Below are 23,008 nucleotides of genomic sequence, written 5' to 3'. Positions count from 1 at the left end.
CTGTGCAAATTACGATTGCGTGAACGCCGTCGCTTTGCGCGTCACGCTACGTGGCTTTGCCGAATCTGGCGGATTTGCCGTTTGGTCGCGGTAGTGCGATGCGGAGACACCGAAGCGCGCACGGAACGCACGCGCGAAGCTGCAGCAGTTGTCGAAGCCGCTTGCCGCTGCAACCTCGCCGATCATCATTGAGGTATCGCGCAACAAATCGGAGGCACGCTCCAGACGCAAGCGTGCCGACAACGCTTGCGGGCTTTCTTCGTACAAGCTCTGAAACGTCTTGGAGACGTACCAGCTGGAAAAGTTGGTCAGCTGCGCCAGTTCGCTGATGCGCACCACGCGGTCGCTGTTGCCTTCCAGGTACAGCCGCGCACGCTGCATGCGCCCGAACACCTGACGCCGACGGCTGCGCGAGCGGCCCGGGCAACGCTGTTCCTGCGCAATGAAATCGCGCTGCATCGCGGCCAGGTGCAACAGCAACGGCCGCGCGGACGCGCTACCGCTTTGTGCGGCAGCATTGCGCCACAAGCGCAAGGCGATGCGCAGATCGCTGCGCGACAACTGGGCACGGCCGGGATACAGCGTGGCGTCAGTCAGTTCAGCAAGCGACTGCAGGCTCTCGCCATCCAGACCGACATCCACGCAGAGCGCGCTGCGGTCTGCCTGCACGGTGGGATGGGAATCCTTGTCGAAGGCGATCCAGTCGCTGGCGCGCAGACGAAAGCGGCCTTCCTTGGATTCCACCCATGCGCGTCCACGCAGCTGAATCCACAACGTGAATGTCGCCGCGCTGGTCCGGATACTACCTAGTCGCGAGACCGCCAGACAGGTGGTCGATGTCGACTCGCTGGCGCTATCAAGCGCGAGCGCAAGCCCACGATCTGCAGTGATGACCTGTTGCATGTTGGCAGCCCCCTGTACAAAAGAGGGCGTAGTGTTTTGCCGAATGTGTCGTCAGTCAGGAAGTTTTGACGAAACTGTGCCGAAATTGCCACGAAGCCTTTCCGAAAAACTTACGAAGCACTTTTTCTCAATACCGCCAACAAGTTAGCAATCAGGCCAACTGGCGCCACGGCATGCTGCGGCAGCGCCATGTATGCAATAGCGCTGCCATCTTCTTCGGCCAGCGACACATACAACGTCCCGTCGTGCTGGTTCAGGCTGAAACCGTTGATGGTGGTGAACTTGACCGCATCCAGACACTGGCCGCGACCGCTGCGCAGCTCGCTATCGTAGGCAGCGCAACTGTCGGTCGACGACAGGTAATGCAGCTGGCCATTCACGCCCGGCGCCCAACTGCGATATCGCCAGCGCGACGGCTGCTGCGGATCAACGACATGCAACGTATCGGCCGCCAGCGACGGAGCGACCTGCCAGACACCGCCGCCGCTGAGGCGGGTCAGCAACACCTGTCCGCTGACGCGGTCCAGGCGTAGTTGCGAGACGTCCTGCAGCGTTGCCAGCGCACGCCATGGGCTGCTGCGCCGGTCGTACAGCGTTGCGAAGGTATGCCCGTCGTCGGCAGCAGCAAGCACCAGCAACCGGTCGGGATCGGGAAGATGGATCGCCTGCAGCGGGCGCGGCTGCGGCACAGGCAGTCGCACCACCTGGCCGCTACCGGGGGTCACTTCGAATAACGCGGCATGCCCGGCTGCATCGCTGCCGCTGACCAGCACGCGTTGCGAATCGGCTGACCAGTCGCCGGCCTGGCGAGAATCCGGGCGCAGCCCTTCGATCAAGCGCACCGAGCCGGGCTTGCTGACATCGCCCCACCACAGCCCGTACGCACCGGAGCGATTGGATGCAAAGATCAGCTGGCGCCCGTCCGGCGCGATCATCGGCTGATCGTCGCGCCCGCTGGATGGAAACAGGCGGCGTCGAATGTAGCCGCCATTCATCGTGTCGCCAATGACCTGGTAGACGCCGAATTGCGGTTTGCGTTGCACGAACACCAGATGGCCGTGCGCCACGTCCGGTGCCTGCGCATCGTCCACGCCCACATCGTGCAAGCTGTGGTCTCGCAGATCGAGGCGATACAGCCGCGCCTCGCTGTCCACGCGACGCCCGAAGATCAAACCGCTGCCGTCGGGCAGCCAACTCCATCCACGGATATCGGCGTTGTCATGGGTGAGTCGTTCGGCAACGCCGCCTTCGGCCGGAATCCGCCACAGGTCCCCGAGCTGCGGATTACGCAGAAATACAATCCAATTCCCATCGGGCGAATAACGCGGCGCGTAATCGAAATCACCCGCCTGTGCCGGGTAGTCCAGCGCCTGCCAGTGCCTGGTTGCCAGATCCAGGCGACGCATGCGGGACGCGCCGTGCGTGCCGGTCATGCTGCCAAATACCAGCGCGCGCCCATCCGGCGACCAGCTGAAACTCAGCATGTCGGCACCATCGCACCGCACGACCTCGCGCGAGGCCGCCGGCCCGGTGGCCGCAGCGATCATGACCCGGCAGCTCCCGTCGGGCGCCTGCCTGGAAAACGCGATCTGGCGGCCATCCGGCGACCACGCCGGCAAACGATCGGAGACGCCGGGGCCAGGCGTTTCCAGTACCCGCGGATAGGCATTGTCGGTGGTCTTGACCAGGATCGAGGTGCCGGCACGATCGCGGGTCAACGAGGCGTACGCCACCATCGCGCCATCGGGCGACAGGCTTGGCGTGAGATCGAATCCACCGCCTGCGGTAATCACCTGATACGGCCGCTTGGGGCTGCCCAAGACCGCAGGCGCTTGCTCGGCTTCAGGCGCCGGGGCACGTCGCCATGAGGTCCATACCGCAAGCCCCAGCACGACCAGCAACGCCACGCAGGCGACTGCCAGCGCCATCGAGCGCTGCGGCCGCAGCGCGGCCGGCGTCGCAGCGGTGGGCGCCACAGGCTGGCCACGCGCGGCGCGGATGGGTGGTGCAACAGCGTCGGACTGCTCGGGGACGGACGCCACGCCTGCGTATGGCTGCGCCGGCTCGAACGCATCCGAACCAGGTGCCTCGTCCGGCAGCGTTGCCGATGCAGGTGCATGCGCTTCCCACGCAACCGCCGCCATCAAGCGATACCCCGTCTTGGCGATGGTCTCGATATGCTCCGAGCGCTGCCCGCCGTGGCTGGCAAGCGCCTTGCGCAGCTGCGTGACCGCCTGGGTCACCACATCGTTGGTCGGCAAGGTATCGGGCCAAACCTCGGCCAGCAGTTGCTCGCGCGTGACCACCTGGCCCGGCTGCCGTGCCAGGGTCAGCAACACCGCCAGGGATTTGGGCGCCAGCCGCAGCGGACGCTTTGCGCCAGGTGCGTGCACCTCGCGCGAGGCAACGTCGACCACGCACTGGCCGACCCGTAGCCGGCCCGATGGCATTGCAATGACGGGAGGAACACTCATCGGCAAAAAACACGCGTCGGCATGCAAGAACAACAAAGAGCGCCCCGCGCAATCCGTGAAACGCCAAATTCAGCAAAGGACGACGACCAACTGTGTCATGCATCCATTTGGTGCAAATTTTACGCTATGCCCCGTTGCTTCCTATGACAGGCGGCAGCGTCAGGCTCTCTCTCTCGCCGACGAATTCGAATAATGACGATGTACCCTTCGCGCCTTCTGGCGCGATTTTTTTATCTGCGATTCAGCTAAATCAGCCGAAACCCTTATTTCCTGGAATCGCTTGCAACCCTGCCATCGCGCGGCACTTGCGCACCGCGCTGCAATCTTTTCATTACAAAAATGAACTTTTCCTAAGCAGGCGCTACATCACGTTCCGTGAAACGCTGCCATGTAACGCGTCACGTGGCGCGATAGACCTGCGCGCCCTGCGCGACGAATTGCGCGGACTTTTCCTGCATGCCCGTCGATAACGCCTGCGCATCGCTCATGCCGTGCTCTGCTGCGTAATCACGCACGTCCTGGGTAATCTTCATCGAACAGAAGTGCGGCCCGCACATCGAGCAGAAGTGGGCCAGCTTGTGCGCGTCCTTTGGCAGCGTCTCATCGTGGAACTCCTTGGCCTTTTCCGGATCCAGGCCAAGATGGAACTGGTCGTCCCAACGGAACTCGAAACGCGCCTTGCTCAGGGCGTTGTCGCGTACCTGCGCGCCCGGATGCCCCTTGGCGAGGTCGGCTGCATGCGCGGCGATCTTGTAGGCCATGATGCCGTCGCGCACGTCCTGCCGGTTGGGCAGGCCCAGGTGTTCTTTCGGAGTGACGTAGCAGAGCATGGCGGTGCCGAACCAGCCGATCATTGCCGCCCCGATCGCGCTGGTGATGTGATCGTAGCCCGGCGCGATGTCGGTGGTCAGCGGGCCCAGGGTGTAGAACGGCGCCTCGCCGCATTCGCGCAGCTGCTTGTCCATGTTTTCCTTGATCAATTGCATCGGCACATGGCCGGGACCTTCGATCATGGTCTGCACATCGTGCTTCCAGGCGAGCTTGGTCAGCTCGCCCAGCGTTTCCAGCTCGCCGAATTGCGCCGCGTCGTTGGCATCGGCAATGCAGCCGGGGCGTAGGCCATCGCCCAACGAAAACGCCACGTCGTAGGCCTGCATGATCTGGCAGATGTCTTCGAAGTGCGTGTAGAGAAAGTTCTCTTTGTGATGCGCCAGGCACCACTTGGCCATGATCGAACCGCCACGCGACACGATGCCGGTCACGCGCTTTGCGGTCAGGGGCACGTAGCGCAGCAGCACGCCCGCGTGGATGGTGAAGTAATCCACGCCCTGTTCGGCCTGTTCGATCAAGGTGTCGCGGAAGATGTCCCAGGTGAGTTCTTCGGCGCGCCCATCGACCTTTTCCAATGCCTGATAGATCGGCACCGTGCCGATCGGCACCGGCGAGTTGCGGATGATCCACTCGCGCGTCTCATGGATGTGCTTGCCGGTGGACAGATCCATGACCGTGTCCCCGCCCCAGCGGATCGACCACACCAGCTTCTCGACTTCTTCGGCAATGCCTGAAGACACCGCGCTGTTGCCGATGTTGGCATTGATCTTGGTCAGGAAATTGCGGCCAATGATCATCGGCTCGCTTTCGGGGTGATTGATGTTGTTGGGCAAGATCGCACGGCCGCGTGCGATCTCTTCGCGCACGAACTCCGGTGTAATGCGTTGCTGGATCGAGGCGCCGAACGCCTGGCCCGGATGCTGCTTGCGCAAGCTTGCATCGGTCACCGCTTCCAGGCGCTGATTTTCGCGAATCGCCACGTACTCCATTTCCGGCGTGATGATGCCGCGGCGCGCGTAATGCATCTGGGTGACGTTGGCGCCCTGGCGCGCTACCCGCGGCAGACGCCGCGCCGGAAAGCGCACTGCATCCAGACGCGCATCGTGCTCGCGGCCACGCCCGAAGCTGGAGCTCAGCCCGCCCAGGGCGACGGTGTCGCCACGCTCGGCAATCCACTGCGCACGCAGCGGTGCCAGACCGGCGGCCAGATCGATCGCCACCCGCGGATCGGTGTAAGGCCCGGACGTGTCGTAGACGCTGAGCGGCGGATTCTCTTCGCCACCGAACAAGGTGGGCGTGCGCGTCAACGCGATCTCGCGCATCGGCACTTGCAGATCCGCGCGCGAGCCTCGCACGAAAATCTTGCGTGAACCGGGAATCGGCTGGGTGACGGCCTCCGACAACGACTGGGCTTGTTGCTGCAAAACGGTGGGCGCGGCATTCATGGCATTCGTCCTGTGTGCTGGCCCTGCGAAGGAGTCGCAGTGCGGACGAAGCGGCGGCGCTCGATACGGATCGCCCGTGCATGCACGAACCATCGCATCTGACGAAGCTTCCCTACGCCGGTATCAGCCGGATCAGGTTCGAAGGGACTATCTCAACCGCAGCACGCTGCGGTACCCCCACTTCTGCGGCGATTAAACCACATCGCACCCTGCGCGGCTAAACAAACGTCGCCAGAGACCTGCGGCGCGCATGGCGCCAAGCCAAACCCATAGGGCATACCGCACTGACGCGGCGCCCGCACCGGCCTGCTGTTGCGCGTGGCAAGGTTGTCGCGTCCGGCGGCGACATATGTCCGCACAGGTCATCCCACGTCGCTGCAGCACACGCCCTGCGTTGCGCAGGCATTACATGGCGCGCCAATGCATTGCGCGCGTGGCCACGCAACAAGGCGCCGATTGACGAAAAACGGCGGCGAAACCCGCTCGTTAAATTCCCGCTAAGCCTGCAGGGCATGCCGGAAACGCCGCGCGCATGCAGGTGTCATTCACGGGGATCGCGCTGTCGCTCCTCCTCTACCGGGAACCGCCGTACATATGACTATGACAACGCTCCACCCGACCATGCGTCGGGGCTCGCTCGCGATCGCCATCAGCCTGTGCGTCAGCACGAGCGCCATCGCCCAGGAACAAACCGACAAGAGTCCGACCAACCTGGACAAGATCGAAGTCACCGGCTCGCGCATCCGCTCGGTCGATGTGGAAAATTCGCAACCGGTGCTGGTCCTGACGCGCCAGGACATCGAAAAGCAGGGCCTGACCTCGGTTGCCGACGTTCTCAAGCGCATCCCTTCCAACGGTGCAACGATGAACAGCACCGTCAACAACGGCGGCGACGGCTCGGTCACGGTCAGCCTGCGCAACCTGGGCGCCTCTCGCACGCTGGTGCTGGTCAACGGCCGGCGCTGGGTCTCGGGCCTGTCCGGTTCGGTGGATCTGAACACCATTCCCTCGGCCATCGTGGAGCGCGTGGAAGTCCTCAAGGATGGCGCCTCGTCGATCTATGGCTCCGATGCCATCGCCGGCGTGGTCAACATCATCACCCGTACCAATTTCGATGGTGCCGAAGTCAACGCCTACGTTGGCCAATATGGCCAGGGCGATGGCCAGCGCACCTCCTTCGATGCCACCGTGGGCGCCACCGGCGAGCGCGGCAACCTGGTCATCGGCTTGTCCAGCGTCAAGGAAGATGCGGTGATGGCAGGCGACCGGGAGATCTCCGCCGAGCCGGTGTACGGCGCGGGCTCTTCGGCCTACAGCAGCTACTCGGCAAGCGGCCGCCTCCGTGCAAATGGCACCAGCGGCGCATGGACGGTGTTGCCCGACAGTGCTACCGCCAGCGGCGACAGCAGGTATCCGCGCTACGGCCTGGACCAGTACACCGCCTTCAATACATCCGAATATGGCTACAACTACGCCAAGGACAATTACCTGGTGACACCACAGAAGCGCGACGCGTTGTATGTGCAGGGCAACTACGCACTCACCGACAACGTGCGCTTCAAGTTCGATGGACTGTATAACCGCCGCCAGTCGTCGCAGCAATTGGCCGGCTTTCCGCTGGCTTCGGTCAACACCGGCATCCTGTTGAGCGGCGACAGCTACTACAACCCGTACAACACGGCCTACGGCGGCGACGGGCGCGATGTGGGCTGGTCGCATCGCTTGACCGAATTCGCGCGCACCTACCAGCAGGACGTCAAGACCTCGCACGTGTACACCGGGCTGGAAGGCGACTTCCAGTTTGCCGACCGGCAGTTCAGTTGGGATGTGGGCTTTGCGCACAACCAGACCGACCAGACCGAAACCCAGTATGGCGATGTCAATCTGCTCAACCTGAGCAATGCGCTCGGGGCATCGGCCATCGTCAATGGCACCCTGGCGTGCCTGGACAGCGGCGGCGCCGTCATTACCGGCTGCGTACCGTTCAACCCCTTGTCGCCGGCCGGTGGCGTGACCCAGGAAATGCTGGACTACATCCTGTTCACTGCGCACAACACCTATCAATACAAAAACAGCAGCTTCACCGCCAACCTCACCGGCGACCTGTTCGAGCTGCCCGCCGGCTGGATGAGTTTTGCCGCCGGTGTCGAACACCGCGAGGAAAGCGGGTTTTCCTCACCGGATGCCCTGATCTCTGCCGGCTATACCTCGGGCAATTCGTTCACGCCCACCTCCGGCTCGTACACGCTCAACGACTACTACACCGAAGTGGCGATTCCGCTGCTGAAGGATGTGCCTGGTGCGCAGTTGCTGGAGTTGAGCGCGGCTGTGCGCTATTCGGACTACAACACCTTCGGCAGCACCACCAATAGCAAGTTCGGCTTCAAGTGGAAGCCGGTCGCCGACCTGCTGATTCGCGGCAATTACGCCACCGGTTTCCGCGCGCCATCGATCGAAGATCTGTATCTGGGCGCGTCGGACAGTTTCGATACCTACTCCGATCCCTGCTCGACCAACAGCACCTCCTACACCAGCGCGATTGCGGCCGCATGCGCCGCCCGCGGCGTGCCTGCCAATTACGTTGCCGAATACAACAGCGCCAGCGGCAACTCCGGCCAGACCATCTATCCGTTCACCTACACCAGCAACGCCAATCTGCAACCGGAAAAGTCCAAGAACACCACGCTTGGCTTTGTCTACAGCCCGGCTTCGGTGCAGGGCCTGGACGTGTCGCTGGACTGGTGGAAGATCCAGATCACCGACGCCATCACCGAATTCAGCGCCAATCAGATCCTGACGCAGTGCTACCAGTTCAACGTCTCGGCGTTCTGCGACCTGGTGACCCGCGATGCGACCGGGACCATCACCGGCCTGGTGATCCAGCCGGTGAATATCGGCGAGCAACGCATGCAGGGCTACGATTTCACCGCGCGTTACAAACTGCCGCAGACCGCAATCGGCCAGTTCATGCTGACGCTGGATTCGACCTACGTGGCGGTCAACGAGCAGAAGCAGGACGACAATTCTGCGTGGGAAAGCTACAACGGCATCTACCACACCAATAATCCGAACTGGCGCACCCGCGGCACGCTCACCCTGGACTGGAGCTACGGCAATCTGGCCGCCAACTGGGCCGTGCGTTACTACTCGGGCATGAAGGACTACGATTCGGAACTGGACGACAACGGAAACTATCGCCACGTTGCGGCGACTGCGTTCAACGACATGCAGGTGTCTTACCAGCTTCCGTGGAATGCGACCGTGCGGCAGGGCCTGAACAACGTCTTCGACCGCGACCCGCCGGTCGCGCTCAGCGCCTCGGCCAACTCGTTCGATCCGGCCTACGCCATCCCGGGACGCTACAGCTACCTGCAGTACACCCAGCGCTTCTGAGCACGCTGTCCTGATCCACGTGGTGTCACAACGGCCTCCTTCGGGAGGTCGTTGTCTGTGTGCCACGGCTAACACGCAATCGAGCGCCTGGCACACGGCACGGCGATGGCGACATGCACAGACATTTCCACGGCACATCGCACCGTTAGCCTGCAGCCACTACAACAAGAAACCTGCTCTCTCTCCCTGCCGCCGATCTTCGGCGGCTTTTTTTTGTTGCCCGGGTTGACGCACAGCCGCCAAACGCCGGCCGGTCAACGCCATCACTCCAACGTATAGCCCACCCGCAAGCCGCCCCAGTGCTTGCCGCCGACGAAGATCGGCGCGGATAGGTCGAACATGATCTGGCCGGTATCGCGGCGATAGACCTGGAGGCGGTATGGGTCGGTGTGCGCGCCCACGCTGCGCCCAACGCGGTCGGTAAACTTGCGCTTGGTGCGGTTGCCGACCAGATCGCGCTTGGCATCGCCGGTCAACGGTTGCGTGAAGCGCAGATTGTGCGTGGGCACATAGCCATCGGGATTGGCGCAGATGGCGAAGACGATCCACGGGTGCGCGTCCAGCAGCGGCTCTTGCAAAGCGGGCAGTACCTGGTCGCAGAGCGCATCGAAGTCGGTATTGAACTTGGGCGGCTCCACGCCGGCGATCGGCGTATAGGTGCGCGCGAACAATGCAGCCTGCTCAATTTGCCCGCGCGCAATGGCCTGCGCCAGCGCACTGCCGATCTTGCCGGCCGTGGCAACGGCCAGCTCCTTGACCCGCGCGTGCCTGGGCACCAGCAGTGGGTCCGGCGGCAACCGGAACAAGCCCACGCAATCGCGCAGGGTTTCGGTGCCGCGCCCCAGCGCTTCGCTGCGTTCGGCCACGTGCGCAGCATGCTGCAGATTGCTGCGGCCCAACGCCACCACGCCATCTACCGCACGCTCGATCCCGCGAATTTCCCCGTCCTGCGCCTGGATGCGCCCGGCCACCGTGGTCATCGCGCTGCTGGCCTGCCCGAGCACGCGGGTGATGCCATCGAGCACCGCTTCGGTACCACGTGCAGAGGCTGCGCCCTCCCCCACGGCGGCGCTGGTTTCGGCCAGGATCGCGCGCACGTCGCGCGCCGCCGCTGCGGCGCGTTCGGCCAGCCGCCGGATCTCGGTGGCCACCACCGCAAACCCGCGCCCGGCATCGCCGGCATGCGCGGCTTCGATGCTGGCGTTGATCGACAGGATATTGGTCTGGAACGCCACCGAATCGATGACTTCGATGACTTCGCCCGCGCGCGACGCTCGGCGCTCCACTTCATGCATCGCCTGGCCCAGCGCATGCGCGGCGGCCACGCCTTGGCGCGCACTGTCGTCGGCGCTGGCGGCCAGCGCGATCACCTGTGCCAGCTCGGCATTGACGTCCTGCAGGCTCGACGACAACCGCTCCACCGCGGTGCGCGCGCCGTCCAGCGCCTCGTTCTGCGCCTGCGACTGGCGCACCATTTCATCGTTTTCGGCCACCAGCGGCGGCACTTCGGCGGCGATCTGCACCGACAAGGCCACTGCCTGACGGATGGCCTCGGCCAGATTGCCGAACCCGGCTTGCAGGCGCCGGCCCATCTCGGTTTCTGCCAGTCCTGGCGGCAACAACAGTTCGAGTTCGCAGCCGGCCAGCGCCTGCGCGGTGCGCTCGAGCACCGTGCGGTCTTCGTGCTCGGCCTGCAGACGCGCAACCAGCGGTTGCAGCAGGGGCGAGATCGGCACCGGCCGGCTGCCGTCGGCCAGACGCGTGGCCTCGCGCAGCAGGATCGCGGTTTCCACATGCGGCAGCGACAGCATCCAGCCGCCCTGCGCGCGGTCGCGCACATAGCGCACGCGCCGCGCCGGGTCGTCGCCCGGGGCAGCCCAGACGCCTTCTTCGCCCACCAGATCGGCGGCGCTCAACCCCCACACCACCGAGGCCGGCGCCCCCTGCAGCTCGGCCGCGGTCTTGCCCAGCACATCCAGGCCAACGCGGTTGCAGGCCACCACACACGCCTCGGCAGATAGGCGCAGCAAGGCCACGGGCGCATCCGGGAGCACGGCCGTCTGGGCCTGCGACGGCGGGTCGGGCTGTTGCATCGAATTCATGAGGGGCTCCTGCTCCATCCCGTGATTAGCGGCGTGCGGCGGCCGGAATTGAGCGGCAACCTCGACCGTACCGCGCTCAATATCCGGCCGCCTGTCCGTCCTTGCGGCTTTCCGAGGCACAGTAGTACACGCCGCTGGCCGGATCGCGGGCGATCGCCTGATACCCGCCGTACGGGCCGTCGGCAAAGATCACCCGGTGGCCTTTGCGCATCAGCGCGCGGATGGTGTCGTAGGAGAAGCCGGTTTCCAGGTTGACCTCGCCGCCATCGCTCATCGCGGTGGCCTGGCCGGTGGGCTCGGTGGAGCCCTCGTGCTGGATGCGCGGCGCGTCACCGGCTTCCTGCAGGTTCATGTGGAAGTCCACCAGGTTCATCACGATCTGCACATGCCCCTGCGGCTGCATCGCCCCGCCCATCACGCCGAAGCTCAGCCAGGGCTTGCCGTCCTTGGTGACGAAGGCCGGGATGATGGTCTGGAACGGCCGCTTGCCCGGCGCATAGCCGTTGGGGTGATCCTTCTTCAGCACGAACATCTCGCCGCGGTCCTGCAGGATGAAACCCAGCCCCGGCGGCGCCATGCCGCTGCCCATGCCACGGTAGTTGGATTGGATCAGCGACACCATCATGCCGTCGGCATCGGCCACGGTCATATAAATGGTGTCGCCTTCTTCCAGTTGCTTGGGTGTCCCCGGTTGTACTTCCTTGAGCGCCTTGTCCATCGAAATCAGCGCACGCCGCTGACTGGCGTAGTCCTTGGAGATCAGCCTGGCCAGCGGTGCCGGCTGAAACGCCGGGTCGGCATAGAAGCGTGCGCGGTCGGCGAAGGCCAGCTTCTTGGCTTCGGTGAACAAGTGCACGTGCTCGGCCGAGCCGAACGGAATCTTCGAGAAATCGTAGCCTTCCAGGATGTTGAGCATCTGCAACGCGGCGATGCCCTGGCTGTTGGGCGGCAGTTCCCACACATCAACGCCGCGATAGTTGGTGCTGACCGGCTCTACCCACTCACCCTGGTGGCTGGCCATGTCGTCGTAACTCAGATACCCGCCATTGGCCTTGAAGTAGGCGCCAATGGTGCGCGCGATCTCGCCCTTGTAGAACGCATCGCGGCCGCCGTCGGCAATCTGCTGCAGCGTGTTGGCCAGGTTCGGGTTCTTCCACAGCTCGCCCTTGCGCGGCGCGTGGCCGTCGATGGTGAATTGCTCCTTGAAACCCGGGTATTGCGACAGCCGCGGCACCGAACGGTCCCAGTAGTAGGCGATGGTTTCGGCCACCGGGTGGCCTTCGCGCGCGTAGCGGATGGCCGGCGCCAGGTTCTGCGCCATCGGCTTGCGCCCGAAGCGCGCGTGCAGCGCGAACCAGCCATCCACCGCGCCCGGCACCGACACCGGCAACGGTCCGGTCGGCGGAATGTCCTTCAGGCCGCGGCGCTGGAATTCAGCCAGGGTCAGCGATTTGGGCGAGCGGCCCGAGCCGTTGTAGCCATAGAGTTTGCTGGTCTTGGGGTCCCAGACGATCGCGAACAGATCCCCTCCCACGCCATTGCCGGTTGGCTCCATCAGGCCCAGCGCCGCATTGGCCGCGATCGCTGCATCCACCGCCGAGCCGCCGTCCTTCATCACATCCAGCGCGATCTGGGTGGCCAGCGGTTGCGAGGTGGCGGCCATGGCATGCGGCGCAATGACTTCCGAACGGGTGGCAAACGGCAGCCCGGTGACGCGGTCGGCAGCGCCGAGAGGTGACGCGAGCAGCGCCAGAGCAGACACCAACAAGACAGGTACGCGACGCATGTACAGGCAACTCCCCAAGACACAACAGTGGATGACCCACCATACCAGCGGCCCGGGGCACAGCGCCCGATCAACAGTGCGAGTTACGATAAACCCGCGCAGTTGGTGATCCAGGTCGGCTCTGCAGATCATGAGACGATGCGGTTTCAGCGGTAACCATGCTGCTGCCATGCGGCTTCGCACGATACGTGCAGCGGGCCCGCGGATGTTTCACCCGCAAGGGTTGACACCTCACCGGCGGCGATGGTTATCTCAACCCATGCTGCACCGCCCCACCACCTCGAGTGCTCTGATGTCCGCGCCCTTCGGCGCGTCGGCCGCGTCGCTTCTCGTGCTCGTACTTATTACCTCGCCAACCGGTGCGGGACGAGACTTCGTGTAGGCAACAGACACACAAGGCTTCGATCAGACCCCGCACCGGCAACGGCGCGGGGTTTCGCGTTTCAGGGATCACCAAAAGTTTCGAATGACATGAACGACATCATTGCCACATCCGCAACATCGCCGTGCGCCCAGACGCGCATGGCCGCCTGTGGTTGCCTGCGCCGTGTCATCGCGCGTCCCCGCTTTGCTCAGCCGGCCAGTGCCCGCACTGCCGGCTGATCCATTTATCGACCAATCTCCACTGCCAACTCCGCAAGGACATCCCATGAGCAACGACACCCAACCGAAAATCGCGATCATCGGCTACGGCAGCCAGGGCCGCGCACACGCGCTGAACCTGCGCGATTCCGGCTTCGACGTCACCGTCGGCCTGCGTGCCGGTGGCCCGACCGAAGCCAAGGCCCAGGCCGACGGCTTCACCGTCGTGGCACCGTCCGAGGCGGTCAAGAGCGCTGACCTGGTCGCCATCCTGACCCCGGACATGGTGCAGAAGAAGCTCTACGAAGACGTCATCGCGCCGAACATGAAGCAGGGCGCCTGCCTGCTGTTCGCGCATGGCCTGAACGTGCACTTCGACATGATCAAACCGCGCGCCGATCTGGACGTGGTGCTGGTCGCGCCCAAGGGCCCGGGTGCGCTGGTGCGTCGCGAATACGAGATCGGCCGCGGCGTGCCGTGCATCTATGCGGTGTACCAGGACACCAGCGGCAAGGCCGAGCAGTTCGCGCTGACCTATGCCGGCGGCCTGGGTGGCGCGCGCGCCAACATCATCAAGACCACGTTCAAGGAAGAAACCGAAACCGATCTGTTCGGCGAGCAGGCCGTGCTGTGCGGCGGCGCCTCGTCGCTGGTGCAGGCCGGTTTCGAAGTGCTGGTCGAGGCCGGCTATCAGCCGGAAATCGCATACTACGAAGTGCTGCACGAATTGAAGTTGATCGTGGACCTGTTTTACGAAGGCGGCATCACCCGCATGCTGGAATTCGTGTCCGAAACCGCGCAATACGGCGATTATGTCAGCGGCCCACGCGTGATCGATGCCAGCACCAAGGCGCGCATGAAGGACGTGCTGACCGACATCCAAAACGGCACCTTCACCAAGAACTGGGTGGCCGAATACGACGCCGGCCTGCCGAACTACAACAAGTTCAAGCAGGCCGACCTGGAGCACCCGATCGAGGAAGTGGGCAAGAAGCTCCGCGCCAAGATGGTGTGGCTCAACGGGCAACAGCAAGCCGCTGCCGCACCTGCGAATCAACAGGCGGCATAACGCCGCCGCCTCCCCCACCGCTTAAACCGAAGGTCCGCAACGCATGAACACCTCCGCACACAGCACGCCCCGCAATGGCGCGCGCTGGCTGACGCAGGCCCTGGAAGCCGAAGGCGTGGAAACGCTATTCGGCTATCCGGGCGGCACCATCATGCCGTTCTACGATGCCCTGGTGGATTCCAGGCTCAAGCACATCCTGGTTCGTCACGAACAGGGCGCTGCACTGGCTGCCAACGGCTATGCCCGTGCCAGCGGCCGGGTCGGCGTGTGCCTGGCCACCTCCGGCCCGGGCGCGTCCAACCTGGTCACCGGCATCGCCGATGCGATGCTCGACTCGGTGCCGATGATCTGCCTGACCGGCCAGGTCGCCACCCCGTTGCTGGGCACCGATGCATTCCAGGAGCTGGACGTGTTCGGCATGACCATGCCGATCGTCAAGCACAGCTTTCTGGTGCGGCGCGTGGAGGAGCTTCCGGAGATGGTGCGCCAGGCATTTCGCATCGCGCGCGAAGGACGTCCCGGGCCGGTGCTGATCGACCTGCCCAAGGACGTGCAGGTGGCAGATGCCTCGCATCTGCCGCCGCATGTTCCGGCAGCCGTGCAGCCGCCGCCGGCGCCAGCGGACGCGAAACTGGCCGAAGCACTGGCGGCGATCGCCGGCGCCGAACGCCCGGTGGTGTACGGCGGGGGCGGGATCGCGCTGGCGGGCGCGGTGGAGCCGTTCCGGCGCTTTGTCGAAGCCACCGGCATCCCGACCGCGCTGACCTTGCGCGGCCTGGGTGCGCTGCCGCATGCGCATCCCGATTACCTGGGCATGCTGGGCATGCACGGCACCCGTGCGGCCAACATGGCCATCCAGGAATGCGATCTGCTGGTGGTGGTCGGTGCGCGCTTCGACGACCGTGCCACCGGCAAGCTGAGCGAGTTCGCACCGTTTGCGCGCGTCATCCACCTGGATGCCGACGCGTATGAAATTTCCAAGCTGCGCACTGCCGACATCGCAGTGCCCGGCGACGTGGCCACCAGTCTCAAGGCACTGAGCGCAGCCCGGGCCAACTGCCAGGCCTGGCGCACGCGTTGTTTTGCCAACCGCGAAAAATTCGGCGCGCGTTACGACGCGCCCGGTACCGACATCTATGCCCCGGCGCTGCTCAAGCGCCTGAGCGAAGTGGCTCCGGCCGACACCATCATCGCCTGCGATGTGGGTCAGCATCAGATGTGGGTGGCGCAGCATTGCCGCTTCAACGACCCGCGCAATCACCTCACCAGCGGCGCGCTCGGCACCATGGGCTTCGGTCTGCCGGCCGCGATGGGCGCGCAGTTCGCCTGCCCTGACCGCACCGTGGTGCTGGTTTCCGGCGACGGCAGTTTCATGATGAACGTGCAGGAGCTGGTGACCATTGCGCGCTGCAAGCTGCCGGTGAAGATCGTGCTGCTGGACAACAGCTCGCTGGGCATGGTGCGGCAGTGGCAGGAACTGTTCTTTGCCGAGCGCTACAGCGAGATCGACCTGTCCGACAACCCGGATTTTGCGGCGCTGGCGCAGGTGTTCGGCATCCCGGCCAAGCGCATCATCGCCCGCGGTGACGTGGATGCGGCACTGGCCGATTTGCTGGCGCAGCCCGGTCCCGGCCTGTTGCATGTCGCCATCGACGCGCGCGCCAATGTGTGGCCGCTGGTGCCGCCCAACAACGCCAACAGCACCATGCTGGACAGCAATCCCGCACACGCGGCCAAGGAGACATCGCATGCGTTACCGGCTTGATCTGGTGCTGAAGCCGGCAGAAGGCGCGTTGGTGCGGGTGATCGGCATGACCGAACGCCGCGGCTTCCGCCCATGCGCGATCCAGGGCGCAGCAGCGCCAGACGATGCCGGGCGCTGGCATCTGCTGCTGGATGTGGACAGCAACCGTCCGCCGGAAACGCTGCGCCTGCAGCTGGAAAAGGTCTACGACTGCGAATCGGTGGTGATCACCGCACTGGAATCGATCGAGGCGGCGGCATGAGCATGCAGACCTCGCGCGACCATCAGACTGCCGTCCGGAGGTGTCTTCTTCCGGATCGCCCGCGCGCGTGCCGCAATGCCTGATTCCGGCCGCCCTTCCGCACAGGAGCCAGAGGTAGGCGACGTGGCCGTCGGCGTGGCCGTCAGCGTGGCCGACGTCCTGGCCGCGCAGGCACGCCTGCGCAAGTACCTGTCGCCCACGCCGCTGCACTACGCCGAACGCTTCGGTGTGTGGTTGAAGCTGGAGAATCTGCAGCGCACCGGTTCCTACAAGGTGCGCGGCGCATTGAATGCGTTGCTGGCCGGGCTGGAACGCGGCGATGAGCGTCCGGTGATCTGCGCCTCGGCCGGCAACCACGCACAAGGTGTGGCGTGGTCGGCGTACCGGCTGGGTGTGCAGGCCATCACGGTGATGCCCTATGGCGCGCCGCAGACCAAGATTGCCGGTGTCGCGCATTGGGGCGCCACCGTACGCCAGCACGGCAACAGCTACGATGAAGCGTTCGCATTTGCGCGCGAGCTGGCCGAGCAGAACGGCTATCGCTTCCTGTCCGCCTTCGACGACCCGGACGTGATCGCCGGCCAGGGCACCGTCGGCATCGAGCTGGCGGCGCATGCGCCGGACGTGGTGATCGTGCCGATCGGCGGCGGCGGCCTGGCTTCCGGCGTGGCGCTGGCCTTGAAGTCGCAAGGCGTGCGCGTGGTCGGGGCGCAGGTGGAAGGGGTGGATTCGATGGCGCGCGCCGTCCGCGGCGATCTGCGCGAAATCACCCCGGTGCCAACGCTCGCCGATGGCGTGAAGGTCAAGATTCCAGGCCTGCTCACGCGCCGCCTGTGCTCGAGCCTGCTCGATGATGTGGTGATCGTGCGCGAGGCCGAATTGCGCGAAACATTGGTGCGCCTGGCACTGGAAGAACACGTCATTGCCGAGGGCGCCGGCGCCCTCGCGCTGGCCGCCGGTCGCCGCGTTTCCGGCAAACGCAAATGTGCAGTGGTCTCTGGCGGTAATATCGACGCAACCGTGCTGGCCACACTCTTGTCCGAGGTGCGGCCGCGTCCGCCTCGCAAGCCGCGCCGTCGCAATACCGAGCGACTCCGCAGCGAACGCAGCGCCAATCCGCCACCCGCCACACCCGTTCTTTCCCGCCCATCCGCAGTCGCTTCAACGCCTGTCACCGCCATCGCCGTAGAGGAGTCTTCCTGGTGAACACGACCGTATCCAACCAGACCCCGCGTATCCGAATTTTCGACACCACCCTGCGCGACGGCGAGCAATCCCCCGGCTGCAGCATGACGCCCCAGCAGAAGCTGGTCATGGCGCGCGCGCTGGACGAACTCGGCGTGGACATCATCGAAACCGGTTTTCCTGCCAGCTCGCATTCGGACCGCGAAGCGGTGGCGATGATGGGCCGTGAACTGCGCCGCCCCACCCTGGCAGTGTTGTCGCGCTGCCTGCAGGCCGATATCGAAACCTCGGCCAAGGCGCTGGAGACAGCCGCAAACCCGCGCCTGCATGTGTTCCTGTCCACCAGCCCGCTGCACCGCGAGCACAAACTGCGCATGAGCCGCGAGCAGGTGCTGGAATCGGTGCACCGGCATGTGACGCTGGCGCGCGGCTATATCGACGATGTGGAATTTTCTGCCGAAGATGCAACCCGCACCGAAGAAGATTTCCTGGCCGAGGTCACCCGTGTGGCGATCGCCGCCGGCGCCACCACGATCAATTTGCCCGACACGGTCGGCTTCACCACGCCGGAAGAAATCCGCGGCATGTTCTCGCGCCTGATCGCCAGCGTGGAAGGTGCCGACAAGGTCATCTTCAGCGCGCACTGCCACAACGACCTGGGCCTGGCGGTGGCCAACTCGCTGGCGGCCATCGAAGGCGGTGCGCGCCAGGTGGAATGCACCATCAATGGCATCGGTGAGCGCGCGGGCAATTGCGCGCTGGAAGAAATCACCATGGCGCTGAAAGTGCGCGGTGCGTTCTACAACATCGATTCGGCAATCAATACGCCGCGTATCGTGTCCACCTCGCAATTGTTGCAACGCCTGGTCGGCATGCCGGTGCAGCGCAACAAGGCAGTCGTGGGCGGCAACGCCTTCGCGCACGAATCGGGCATTCATCAGCACGGCATGCTGCGCCATCGTGGCACCTACGAAATCATGCGCCCGGAAGATGTGGGCTGGGAATCCTCGCAAATGGTACTGGGCCGCCACAGCGGCCGCGCCGCGGTCGAGCAGCGGCTGCGCGCGCTGGGTTATCTGCTGGAGGAAGAAGAGGTCAAATTGGTGTTCGAACAGTTCAAGGCGCTGTGCGAGAAGCAGCGCGTGGTGACCGATGCCGATCTGCAGGCATTGATGCAGGATGCCACGGTGCAGGAAGGCTATCGCCTGGCGTCGATGACCATCAGCGACGTGGGCAGCCGCGCCAACGCGTTGGTGGAGTTGTCCGACCCGGAAGGCAACCGTGTGGCTGAAACCGCGCAGGGCAACGGGCCAGTGGATGCGCTCTTCGGCGCCTTGGCCTCGGCCACCGGCGTGAAGCTGGAGTTGGACAGCTACCAGGTGCACAGCGTGGGCATCGGTGCGGACGCGCGCGGCGAAGCCAGCCTGAGCGTGCGCCACGACGGCGTGGAATACGAAGGCACCGGCACCAGCAAGGACATCATCGAGGCCAGCGCACTTGCGTGGCTCGATGTGGCCAACCGCTTGTTGCGTCAGCGCGAGCGTGGCGTGGTCGCCAGCAAGACCGCTGCGGTGGCATAAAGCGGTGGCTCGCTGAGCGCTGCAAATCTGACGGCCAGCAGAGCGATCTGCTGGCCGTTCTGGCATCTGGCCTTCGATGTCTGCTACGAGCGTATTGGGTTGCTGCTGGCGCTGCCTCGACCGACCGCTCAGGCAAGCACCGCCTGCGTAGAACTGCTCACTTGCAGGCAGTGCAAGTCGCGCTTCGATCGCTCAAACAACACAACACCACACCCGAACAACGCAAACGAAAGCGGCCATCGTCGTCAAACGATGGCCGCTGGCACTCACAACCACAAGAACGAACGCAGAACCTAGAGCGCAGCCACCACCGCATCGCCCATCGCCACGGTGCCAACCTTGGTGGTGCCTTCGGACCAGATGTCGGCGGTGCGCAGGCCCTGGTCGAGGACCTTGCCGACCGCGCGCTCGATTGCGTCTGCGGCATCGGCCTGCGCGAAGGTGTAGCGCAACATCATCGCCACCGACAGGATCGTGGCAAGCGGATTGGCGATGCCCTTGCCGGCGATATCCGGTGCCGAGCCATGGCAGGGTTCGTACATGCCCTTGCTGTTGGCATCCAGCGAGGCCGAAGGCAGCATGCCGATGGAACCGGTGAGCATGGATGCCTGGTCGGACAGGATGTCGCCGAACATGTTGTCGGTCACGATCACGTCGAACTGCTTGGGAGCACGCACCAACTGCATCGCTGCGTTGTCCACATACATATGCGACAGCGCGATATCCGGGTAGTCCTTGGCCACTTCTTCGACCACTGCACGCCATAGCTGGCTTGATGCCAGCACGTTGGCCTTGTCGACCGAACACAGCTTCTTGCCGCGCAGGCGTGCCATGTCGAAGCCGGCCTTGGCGATGCGACGAATCTCGCTCTCGCTATACGGCAAGGTGTCGTACGCCTGGCGTTCGCCGTTGTCCAGGGTGCGGTTACCACGCGGCTGGCCGAAATAGATGCCGCCAGTGAGTTCGCGCAGGATCAGCAGATCCAGCCCGGCCACCACCTCCGGCTTGAGCGTGGACGCATCGGCCAGCTGCGGATACAGCAATGCCGGCCGCAGGTTGGCGAACAAGCCCAGCTGCGAGCGGATCTTGAGCAACCCGCGCTCCGGGCGCAGCGACGGGTCGATGGTGTCCCACTGCGGGCCACCCACCGCACCCAGCAGCACCGCATCGGCGCCACGCGCACGCTCCAGTGTTTCATCGGCCAATGGGCTGCCGTATTTATCGTACGCAGCGCCGCCCAGCTCGTCATACACCAACTGGAAACCCAGACCGTGTTGCGCATCAATGCGCTTCAACACCTTGACCGCTTCGGCCATGATCTCCGGCCCGATCCCGTCGCCGGGAAGAATCAGAATCTGCTTGCTCATGCCATCCTCGTGAAGTGACGCCGCAGCGTCATTGACATCAATCCAATGCAGTCCGCACGCAGCGCGGTGAGCGCGCGCATCTGCCGCTCGACACTACTGCAACGCGCCAAACAACCACGGTTGGCGCGCGCGATGGCCTTGCTCGAAGCGCCCGATGGCATCGGCGTCCTGCAAGGTGAGGCCGATATCGTCCAGGCCATTGAGCAGGCAGTGTTTGCGGAAGGCATCGATATCGAAGCCGTACTCCACGCCATCGGGGCGGCGTACGCGCTGCGCGGCCAGATCCACGGTGAGCTGGTAGCCCTCGGTCGCCAGGCATTGTTCGAACAATGCATCGACCTGCGCTTCGGCCAGCACGATCGGCAGCAGCCCGTTCTTGAAACTGTTGTTGTAGAAGATGTCGGCAAAGCTCGGCGCGATCACGGTGCGAAAGCCGTATTCGTCCAGCGCCCACGGCGCATGCTCGCGCGAGGAACCGCAGCCGAAGTTTTCCCGGGCCAGCAATACGCTGGCACCCTGATAGCGCGGGAAATTGAGCACGAATTCCGGATTGAGCGGGCGCGTGCTGTTGTCGCGACCAGGCTCGCCGATATCCAGATAGCGCCACTCGTCGAACAGGTTCGGCCCGAAGCCGGTGCGCTTGATCGACTTGAGGAACTGCTTGGGAATGATCTGGTCGGTATCGACATTGGCGCGATCCAGCGGCGCGACCAGTCCGGTGTGTTGGGTGAAAGGAGTCATTGAGAGAGGCCGGGAATGGGGAATGGGGAGTCGGGAATGGGCAGAGCGGGAAGCAGGACTTTGCGATTCCCTATTCCCGACTCTCGATTCCCTGCAGTTCACGCACATCGACAAAATGACCGCTCACCGCCGCAGCCGCCGCCATCGCCGGGCTGACCAGATGCGTGCGGCCACCGGCGCCCTGGCGGCCTTCGAAGTTGCGGTTGGAGGTCGAAGCGCAATGCTCGCCGCTCCCCAGCTTGTCCGGGTTCATGGCCAGACACATCGAGCAGCCTGGCTCGCGCCATTCGAAGCCGGCATCCAGAAACACCTTGTCCAGGCCTTCGGCTTCGGCCTGTGCCTTCACCAGCCCCGAGCCCGGCACCACCAAGGCCTGCTTGATGCTGGAAGCGACCTTGCGGCCCTTGGCCACTGCGGCCGCGGCACGCAGGTCTTCGATGCGCGAATTGGTGCACGAGCCGATGAACACGCGATCCAGGCGGATGGCGGTGATCGGCTGGTTGGCCTTCAGCCCCATGTATTTCAGCGCGCGCTCGATCGAATCGCGCTTGGTCGGGTCCTGCTCGATGGCCGGATCGGGCACGTGCTGATCGATGGCCAGCACCATTTCCGGCGAAGTGCCCCAGCTGACCTGCGGCTTGATGTCTTCGGCACGCAACTCCACCACGGTATCGAAGTGCGCGTCCGGGTCGGAGACCAGCGTGCTCCATAACGCGACCGCCGCCTCCCAGTTGGCGCCCTTGGGGGCGAACGGGCGCCCTTTGACGTAGGCAATCGTCTTCTCGTCCACGGCCACCATGCCCACACGCGCACCGGCTTCGATGGACATGTTGCAGATGGTCATGCGGCCTTCCATCGACAGCGCGCGGATGGCGCTGCCGGCAAATTCCAGCGCATGTCCGTTGCCGCCGGCGGTGCCGATCTTGCCGATCACCGCCAGCACGATGTCCTTGGCGGTCACCCCGAACGGCAGCGTGCCTTCCACGCGCACCTGCATGTTCTTCATCTTCTTGGCGATCAGGCACTGCGTGGCCAGCACGTGCTCGACCTCGGAGGTGCCGATGCCATGCGCCAGCGCGCCGAATGCGCCATGGGTGGAGGTATGCGAATCGCCGCAGACCACGGTCATGCCCGGCAGGGTGGCGCCCTGCTCCGGGCCGACCACATGCACGATGCCCTGGCGCGCATCGTTCATCTTGAACTCGAGGATGCCGAAGTCGTCGCAGTTCTCGTCCAGCGTCTGCACCTGCAGGCGCGAGACCTCGTCGAAAATCGACTCCAGCCCGCCCTGGCGCTCGGCGCGCGTGGTCGGCACGTTGTGATCGGGCGTGGCGATATTGGCGTCGATGCGCCACGGCTTGCGCCCGGCCAGGCGCAGGCCTTCGAAAGCTTGCGGCGAGGTCACTTCGTGCAGGATGTGGCGGTCGATGTAGATCAGCGACGAACCATCGTCACGGCGTGTGACCTCGTGCAGTTCCCACAGCTTGTCGTACAGGGTCTTGGCAGTCATCGCGGCAATCCGAGTGGCGGATGGTGGGTGCGCC

Annotated in this window: 14 protein-coding genes, 1 pseudogene and 1 riboswitch; of the genes and pseudogenes, 7 read left to right on the top strand and 8 right to left on the bottom strand. The window is 64.5% G+C overall.

Going from position 1 to position 23,008, the window contains the following annotated elements; all coding sequences use genetic code 11:
• Positions 1 to 9: 9 nt before the first annotated feature.
• The 3 genes from J7367_RS15485 to thiC form a co-directional block, all read right to left on the bottom strand.
• Positions 10 to 903 carry a helix-turn-helix transcriptional regulator gene (locus J7367_RS15485; RefSeq protein ID WP_057661108.1) on the bottom strand — a complete coding sequence of 298 codons (894 nt, stop codon included), beginning with the start codon at positions 901 to 903 and terminating at the stop codon, positions 10 to 12.
• Between the two features lie 110 nt (positions 904 to 1,013).
• Entirely contained in the window at positions 1,014 to 3,353 is a 2,340-nt protein-coding gene (locus tag J7367_RS15480; protein ID WP_057661109.1) for a winged helix-turn-helix domain-containing protein, read from the bottom strand.
• A 422-nt stretch (positions 3,354 to 3,775) separates the two neighbouring features.
• A complete protein-coding gene (gene thiC / locus J7367_RS15475; protein ID WP_057661111.1) occupies positions 3,776 to 5,653 on the bottom strand; it encodes a phosphomethylpyrimidine synthase ThiC in 1,878 nt (625 codons plus the stop codon).
• Between the two features lie 91 nt (positions 5,654 to 5,744).
• A riboswitch (TPP riboswitch) is annotated at positions 5,745 to 5,842 on the bottom strand.
• Between the two features lie 432 nt (positions 5,843 to 6,274).
• Here thiC and J7367_RS15470 point away from each other — a divergent pair.
• Entirely contained in the window at positions 6,275 to 9,046 is a 2,772-nt protein-coding gene (locus J7367_RS15470) for a TonB-dependent receptor (RefSeq protein ID WP_057661114.1), read from the top strand.
• Between the two features lie 263 nt (positions 9,047 to 9,309).
• On the opposite strand, the gene J7367_RS15465 is transcribed toward J7367_RS15470, so the two are convergent.
• Positions 9,310 to 11,166 (bottom strand): methyl-accepting chemotaxis protein, encoded by a 1,857-nt coding sequence (locus tag J7367_RS15465; RefSeq protein ID WP_170922377.1) that lies wholly within the window; start codon positions 11,164 to 11,166, stop codon positions 9,310 to 9,312.
• 58 nt (positions 11,167 to 11,224) lie between these two features.
• Positions 11,225 to 12,934, bottom strand: coding sequence for a gamma-glutamyltransferase (gene ggt / locus J7367_RS15460; protein WP_057661116.1), 1,710 nt, complete (start codon positions 12,932 to 12,934; stop codon positions 11,225 to 11,227).
• Positions 12,935 to 13,583: 649 nt separating this feature from the next.
• Between ggt and ilvC the strand changes: the two genes are divergently transcribed.
• The 5 genes from ilvC to J7367_RS15435 all read left to right on the top strand — a co-directional run bounded on the left by ilvC (position 13,584) and on the right by J7367_RS15435 (position 19,356).
• A complete protein-coding gene (gene ilvC / locus J7367_RS15455) occupies positions 13,584 to 14,585 on the top strand; it encodes a ketol-acid reductoisomerase (RefSeq protein WP_017156821.1) in 1,002 nt (333 codons plus the stop codon).
• A 43-nt stretch (positions 14,586 to 14,628) separates the two neighbouring features.
• Positions 14,629 to 16,350, top strand: a complete 1,722-nt coding sequence (gene ilvG, locus J7367_RS15450) for an acetolactate synthase 2 catalytic subunit (RefSeq protein ID WP_057661118.1) — start codon at positions 14,629 to 14,631, stop codon at positions 16,348 to 16,350.
• Positions 16,334 to 16,591 carry an ACT domain-containing protein gene (locus tag J7367_RS15445; protein WP_022558522.1) on the top strand — a complete coding sequence of 86 codons (258 nt, stop codon included), beginning with the start codon at positions 16,334 to 16,336 and terminating at the stop codon, positions 16,589 to 16,591. Before ilvG ends, J7367_RS15445 begins: the two co-directional genes overlap by 17 nt.
• Before the next feature lie 75 nt (positions 16,592 to 16,666).
• Positions 16,667 to 17,797 carry a threonine dehydratase gene (locus tag J7367_RS15440; RefSeq protein ID WP_057661120.1) on the top strand — a complete coding sequence of 377 codons (1,131 nt, stop codon included), beginning with the start codon at positions 16,667 to 16,669 and terminating at the stop codon, positions 17,795 to 17,797.
• Positions 17,794 to 19,356, top strand: coding sequence for a 2-isopropylmalate synthase (locus tag J7367_RS15435; RefSeq protein WP_022558520.1), 1,563 nt, complete (start codon positions 17,794 to 17,796; stop codon positions 19,354 to 19,356). The genes J7367_RS15440 and J7367_RS15435 overlap by 4 nt, the downstream gene beginning before the upstream one ends.
• A gap of 293 nt (positions 19,357 to 19,649) precedes the next feature.
• Here J7367_RS15435 and leuB read toward each other — a convergent pair whose 3' ends face one another.
• Together leuB and leuD are read right to left on the bottom strand one after the other, a co-directional pair.
• Complete coding sequence (gene leuB, locus J7367_RS15430) at positions 19,650 to 20,723, bottom strand: 3-isopropylmalate dehydrogenase (RefSeq protein ID WP_007967734.1); 1,074 nt, start codon at positions 20,721 to 20,723, stop codon at positions 19,650 to 19,652.
• Positions 20,724 to 20,816: 93 nt separating this feature from the next.
• The gene (leuD, locus tag J7367_RS15425; RefSeq protein ID WP_007967735.1) at positions 20,817 to 21,464 is read right to left on the bottom strand and encodes a 3-isopropylmalate dehydratase small subunit; all 648 of its coding nucleotides are present in this window, start codon (positions 21,462 to 21,464) and stop codon (positions 20,817 to 20,819) included.
• A 3-nt stretch (positions 21,465 to 21,467) separates the two neighbouring features.
• On the opposite strand from leuD, the pseudogene J7367_RS22330 reads away from it, so the two are divergent.
• Positions 21,468 to 21,560 (top strand): annotated as a pseudogene (locus tag J7367_RS22330) (16S rRNA (cytosine(1402)-N(4))-methyltransferase); the annotation flags it as partial.
• On the opposite strand, the gene leuC reads toward J7367_RS22330, so the two are convergent.
• On the bottom strand, positions 21,535 to 22,974 hold the full coding sequence (leuC, locus tag J7367_RS15420; protein ID WP_057661121.1) for a 3-isopropylmalate dehydratase large subunit: 1,440 nt from the start codon (positions 22,972 to 22,974) through the stop codon (positions 21,535 to 21,537). The pseudogene J7367_RS22330 and the gene leuC sit on opposite strands and share 26 nt — an antisense overlap.
• Between the last annotated feature and the right edge of the window lie 34 nt (positions 22,975 to 23,008).

It is taken from the genome of Xanthomonas sp. D-36-1 (genome assembly GCF_017746155.1).
In the GTDB taxonomy this organism is placed as follows: domain Bacteria; phylum Pseudomonadota; class Gammaproteobacteria; order Xanthomonadales; family Xanthomonadaceae; genus Xanthomonas; species Xanthomonas cissicola.
The sequence above is the reverse complement of the archived record's forward strand: the minus strand, read 5'-3'. Positions and strand labels throughout refer to the sequence as shown.

What these genes read in the sequence shown, in the direction of transcription:
- J7367_RS15465 (WP_170922377.1), bottom strand. Translation starts at nt 11,166, where the DNA reads ATGGAGCAGGAGCCCCTCATGAATTCGATGCAACAGCCCGACCCGCCG.
- J7367_RS15485 (WP_057661108.1), bottom strand. Translation starts at nt 903, where the DNA reads ATGCAACAGGTCATCACTGCAGATCGTGGGCTTGCGCTCGCGCTTGAT.
- leuB (WP_007967734.1), bottom strand. Translation starts at nt 20,723, where the DNA reads ATGAGCAAGCAGATTCTGATTCTTCCCGGCGACGGGATCGGGCCGGAG.
- leuD (WP_007967735.1), bottom strand. Translation starts at nt 21,464, where the DNA reads ATGACTCCTTTCACCCAACACACCGGACTGGTCGCGCCGCTGGATCGC.
- thiC (WP_057661111.1), bottom strand. Translation starts at nt 5,653, where the DNA reads ATGAATGCCGCGCCCACCGTTTTGCAGCAACAAGCCCAGTCGTTGTCG.
- J7367_RS15440 (WP_057661120.1), top strand. Translation starts at nt 16,667, where the DNA reads ATGCCTGATTCCGGCCGCCCTTCCGCACAGGAGCCAGAGGTAGGCGAC.
- leuC (WP_057661121.1), bottom strand. Translation starts at nt 22,974, where the DNA reads ATGACTGCCAAGACCCTGTACGACAAGCTGTGGGAACTGCACGAGGTC.
- J7367_RS15470 (WP_057661114.1), top strand. Translation starts at nt 6,275, where the DNA reads ATGCGTCGGGGCTCGCTCGCGATCGCCATCAGCCTGTGCGTCAGCACG.
- ilvC (WP_017156821.1), top strand. Translation starts at nt 13,584, where the DNA reads ATGAGCAACGACACCCAACCGAAAATCGCGATCATCGGCTACGGCAGC.
- J7367_RS15480 (WP_057661109.1), bottom strand. Translation starts at nt 3,353, where the DNA reads ATGCCATCGGGCCGGCTACGGGTCGGCCAGTGCGTGGTCGACGTTGCC.
- ggt (WP_057661116.1), bottom strand. Translation starts at nt 12,934, where the DNA reads ATGCGTCGCGTACCTGTCTTGTTGGTGTCTGCTCTGGCGCTGCTCGCG.
- ilvG (WP_057661118.1), top strand. Translation starts at nt 14,629, where the DNA reads ATGAACACCTCCGCACACAGCACGCCCCGCAATGGCGCGCGCTGGCTG.
- J7367_RS15445 (WP_022558522.1), top strand. Translation starts at nt 16,334, where the DNA reads ATGCGTTACCGGCTTGATCTGGTGCTGAAGCCGGCAGAAGGCGCGTTG.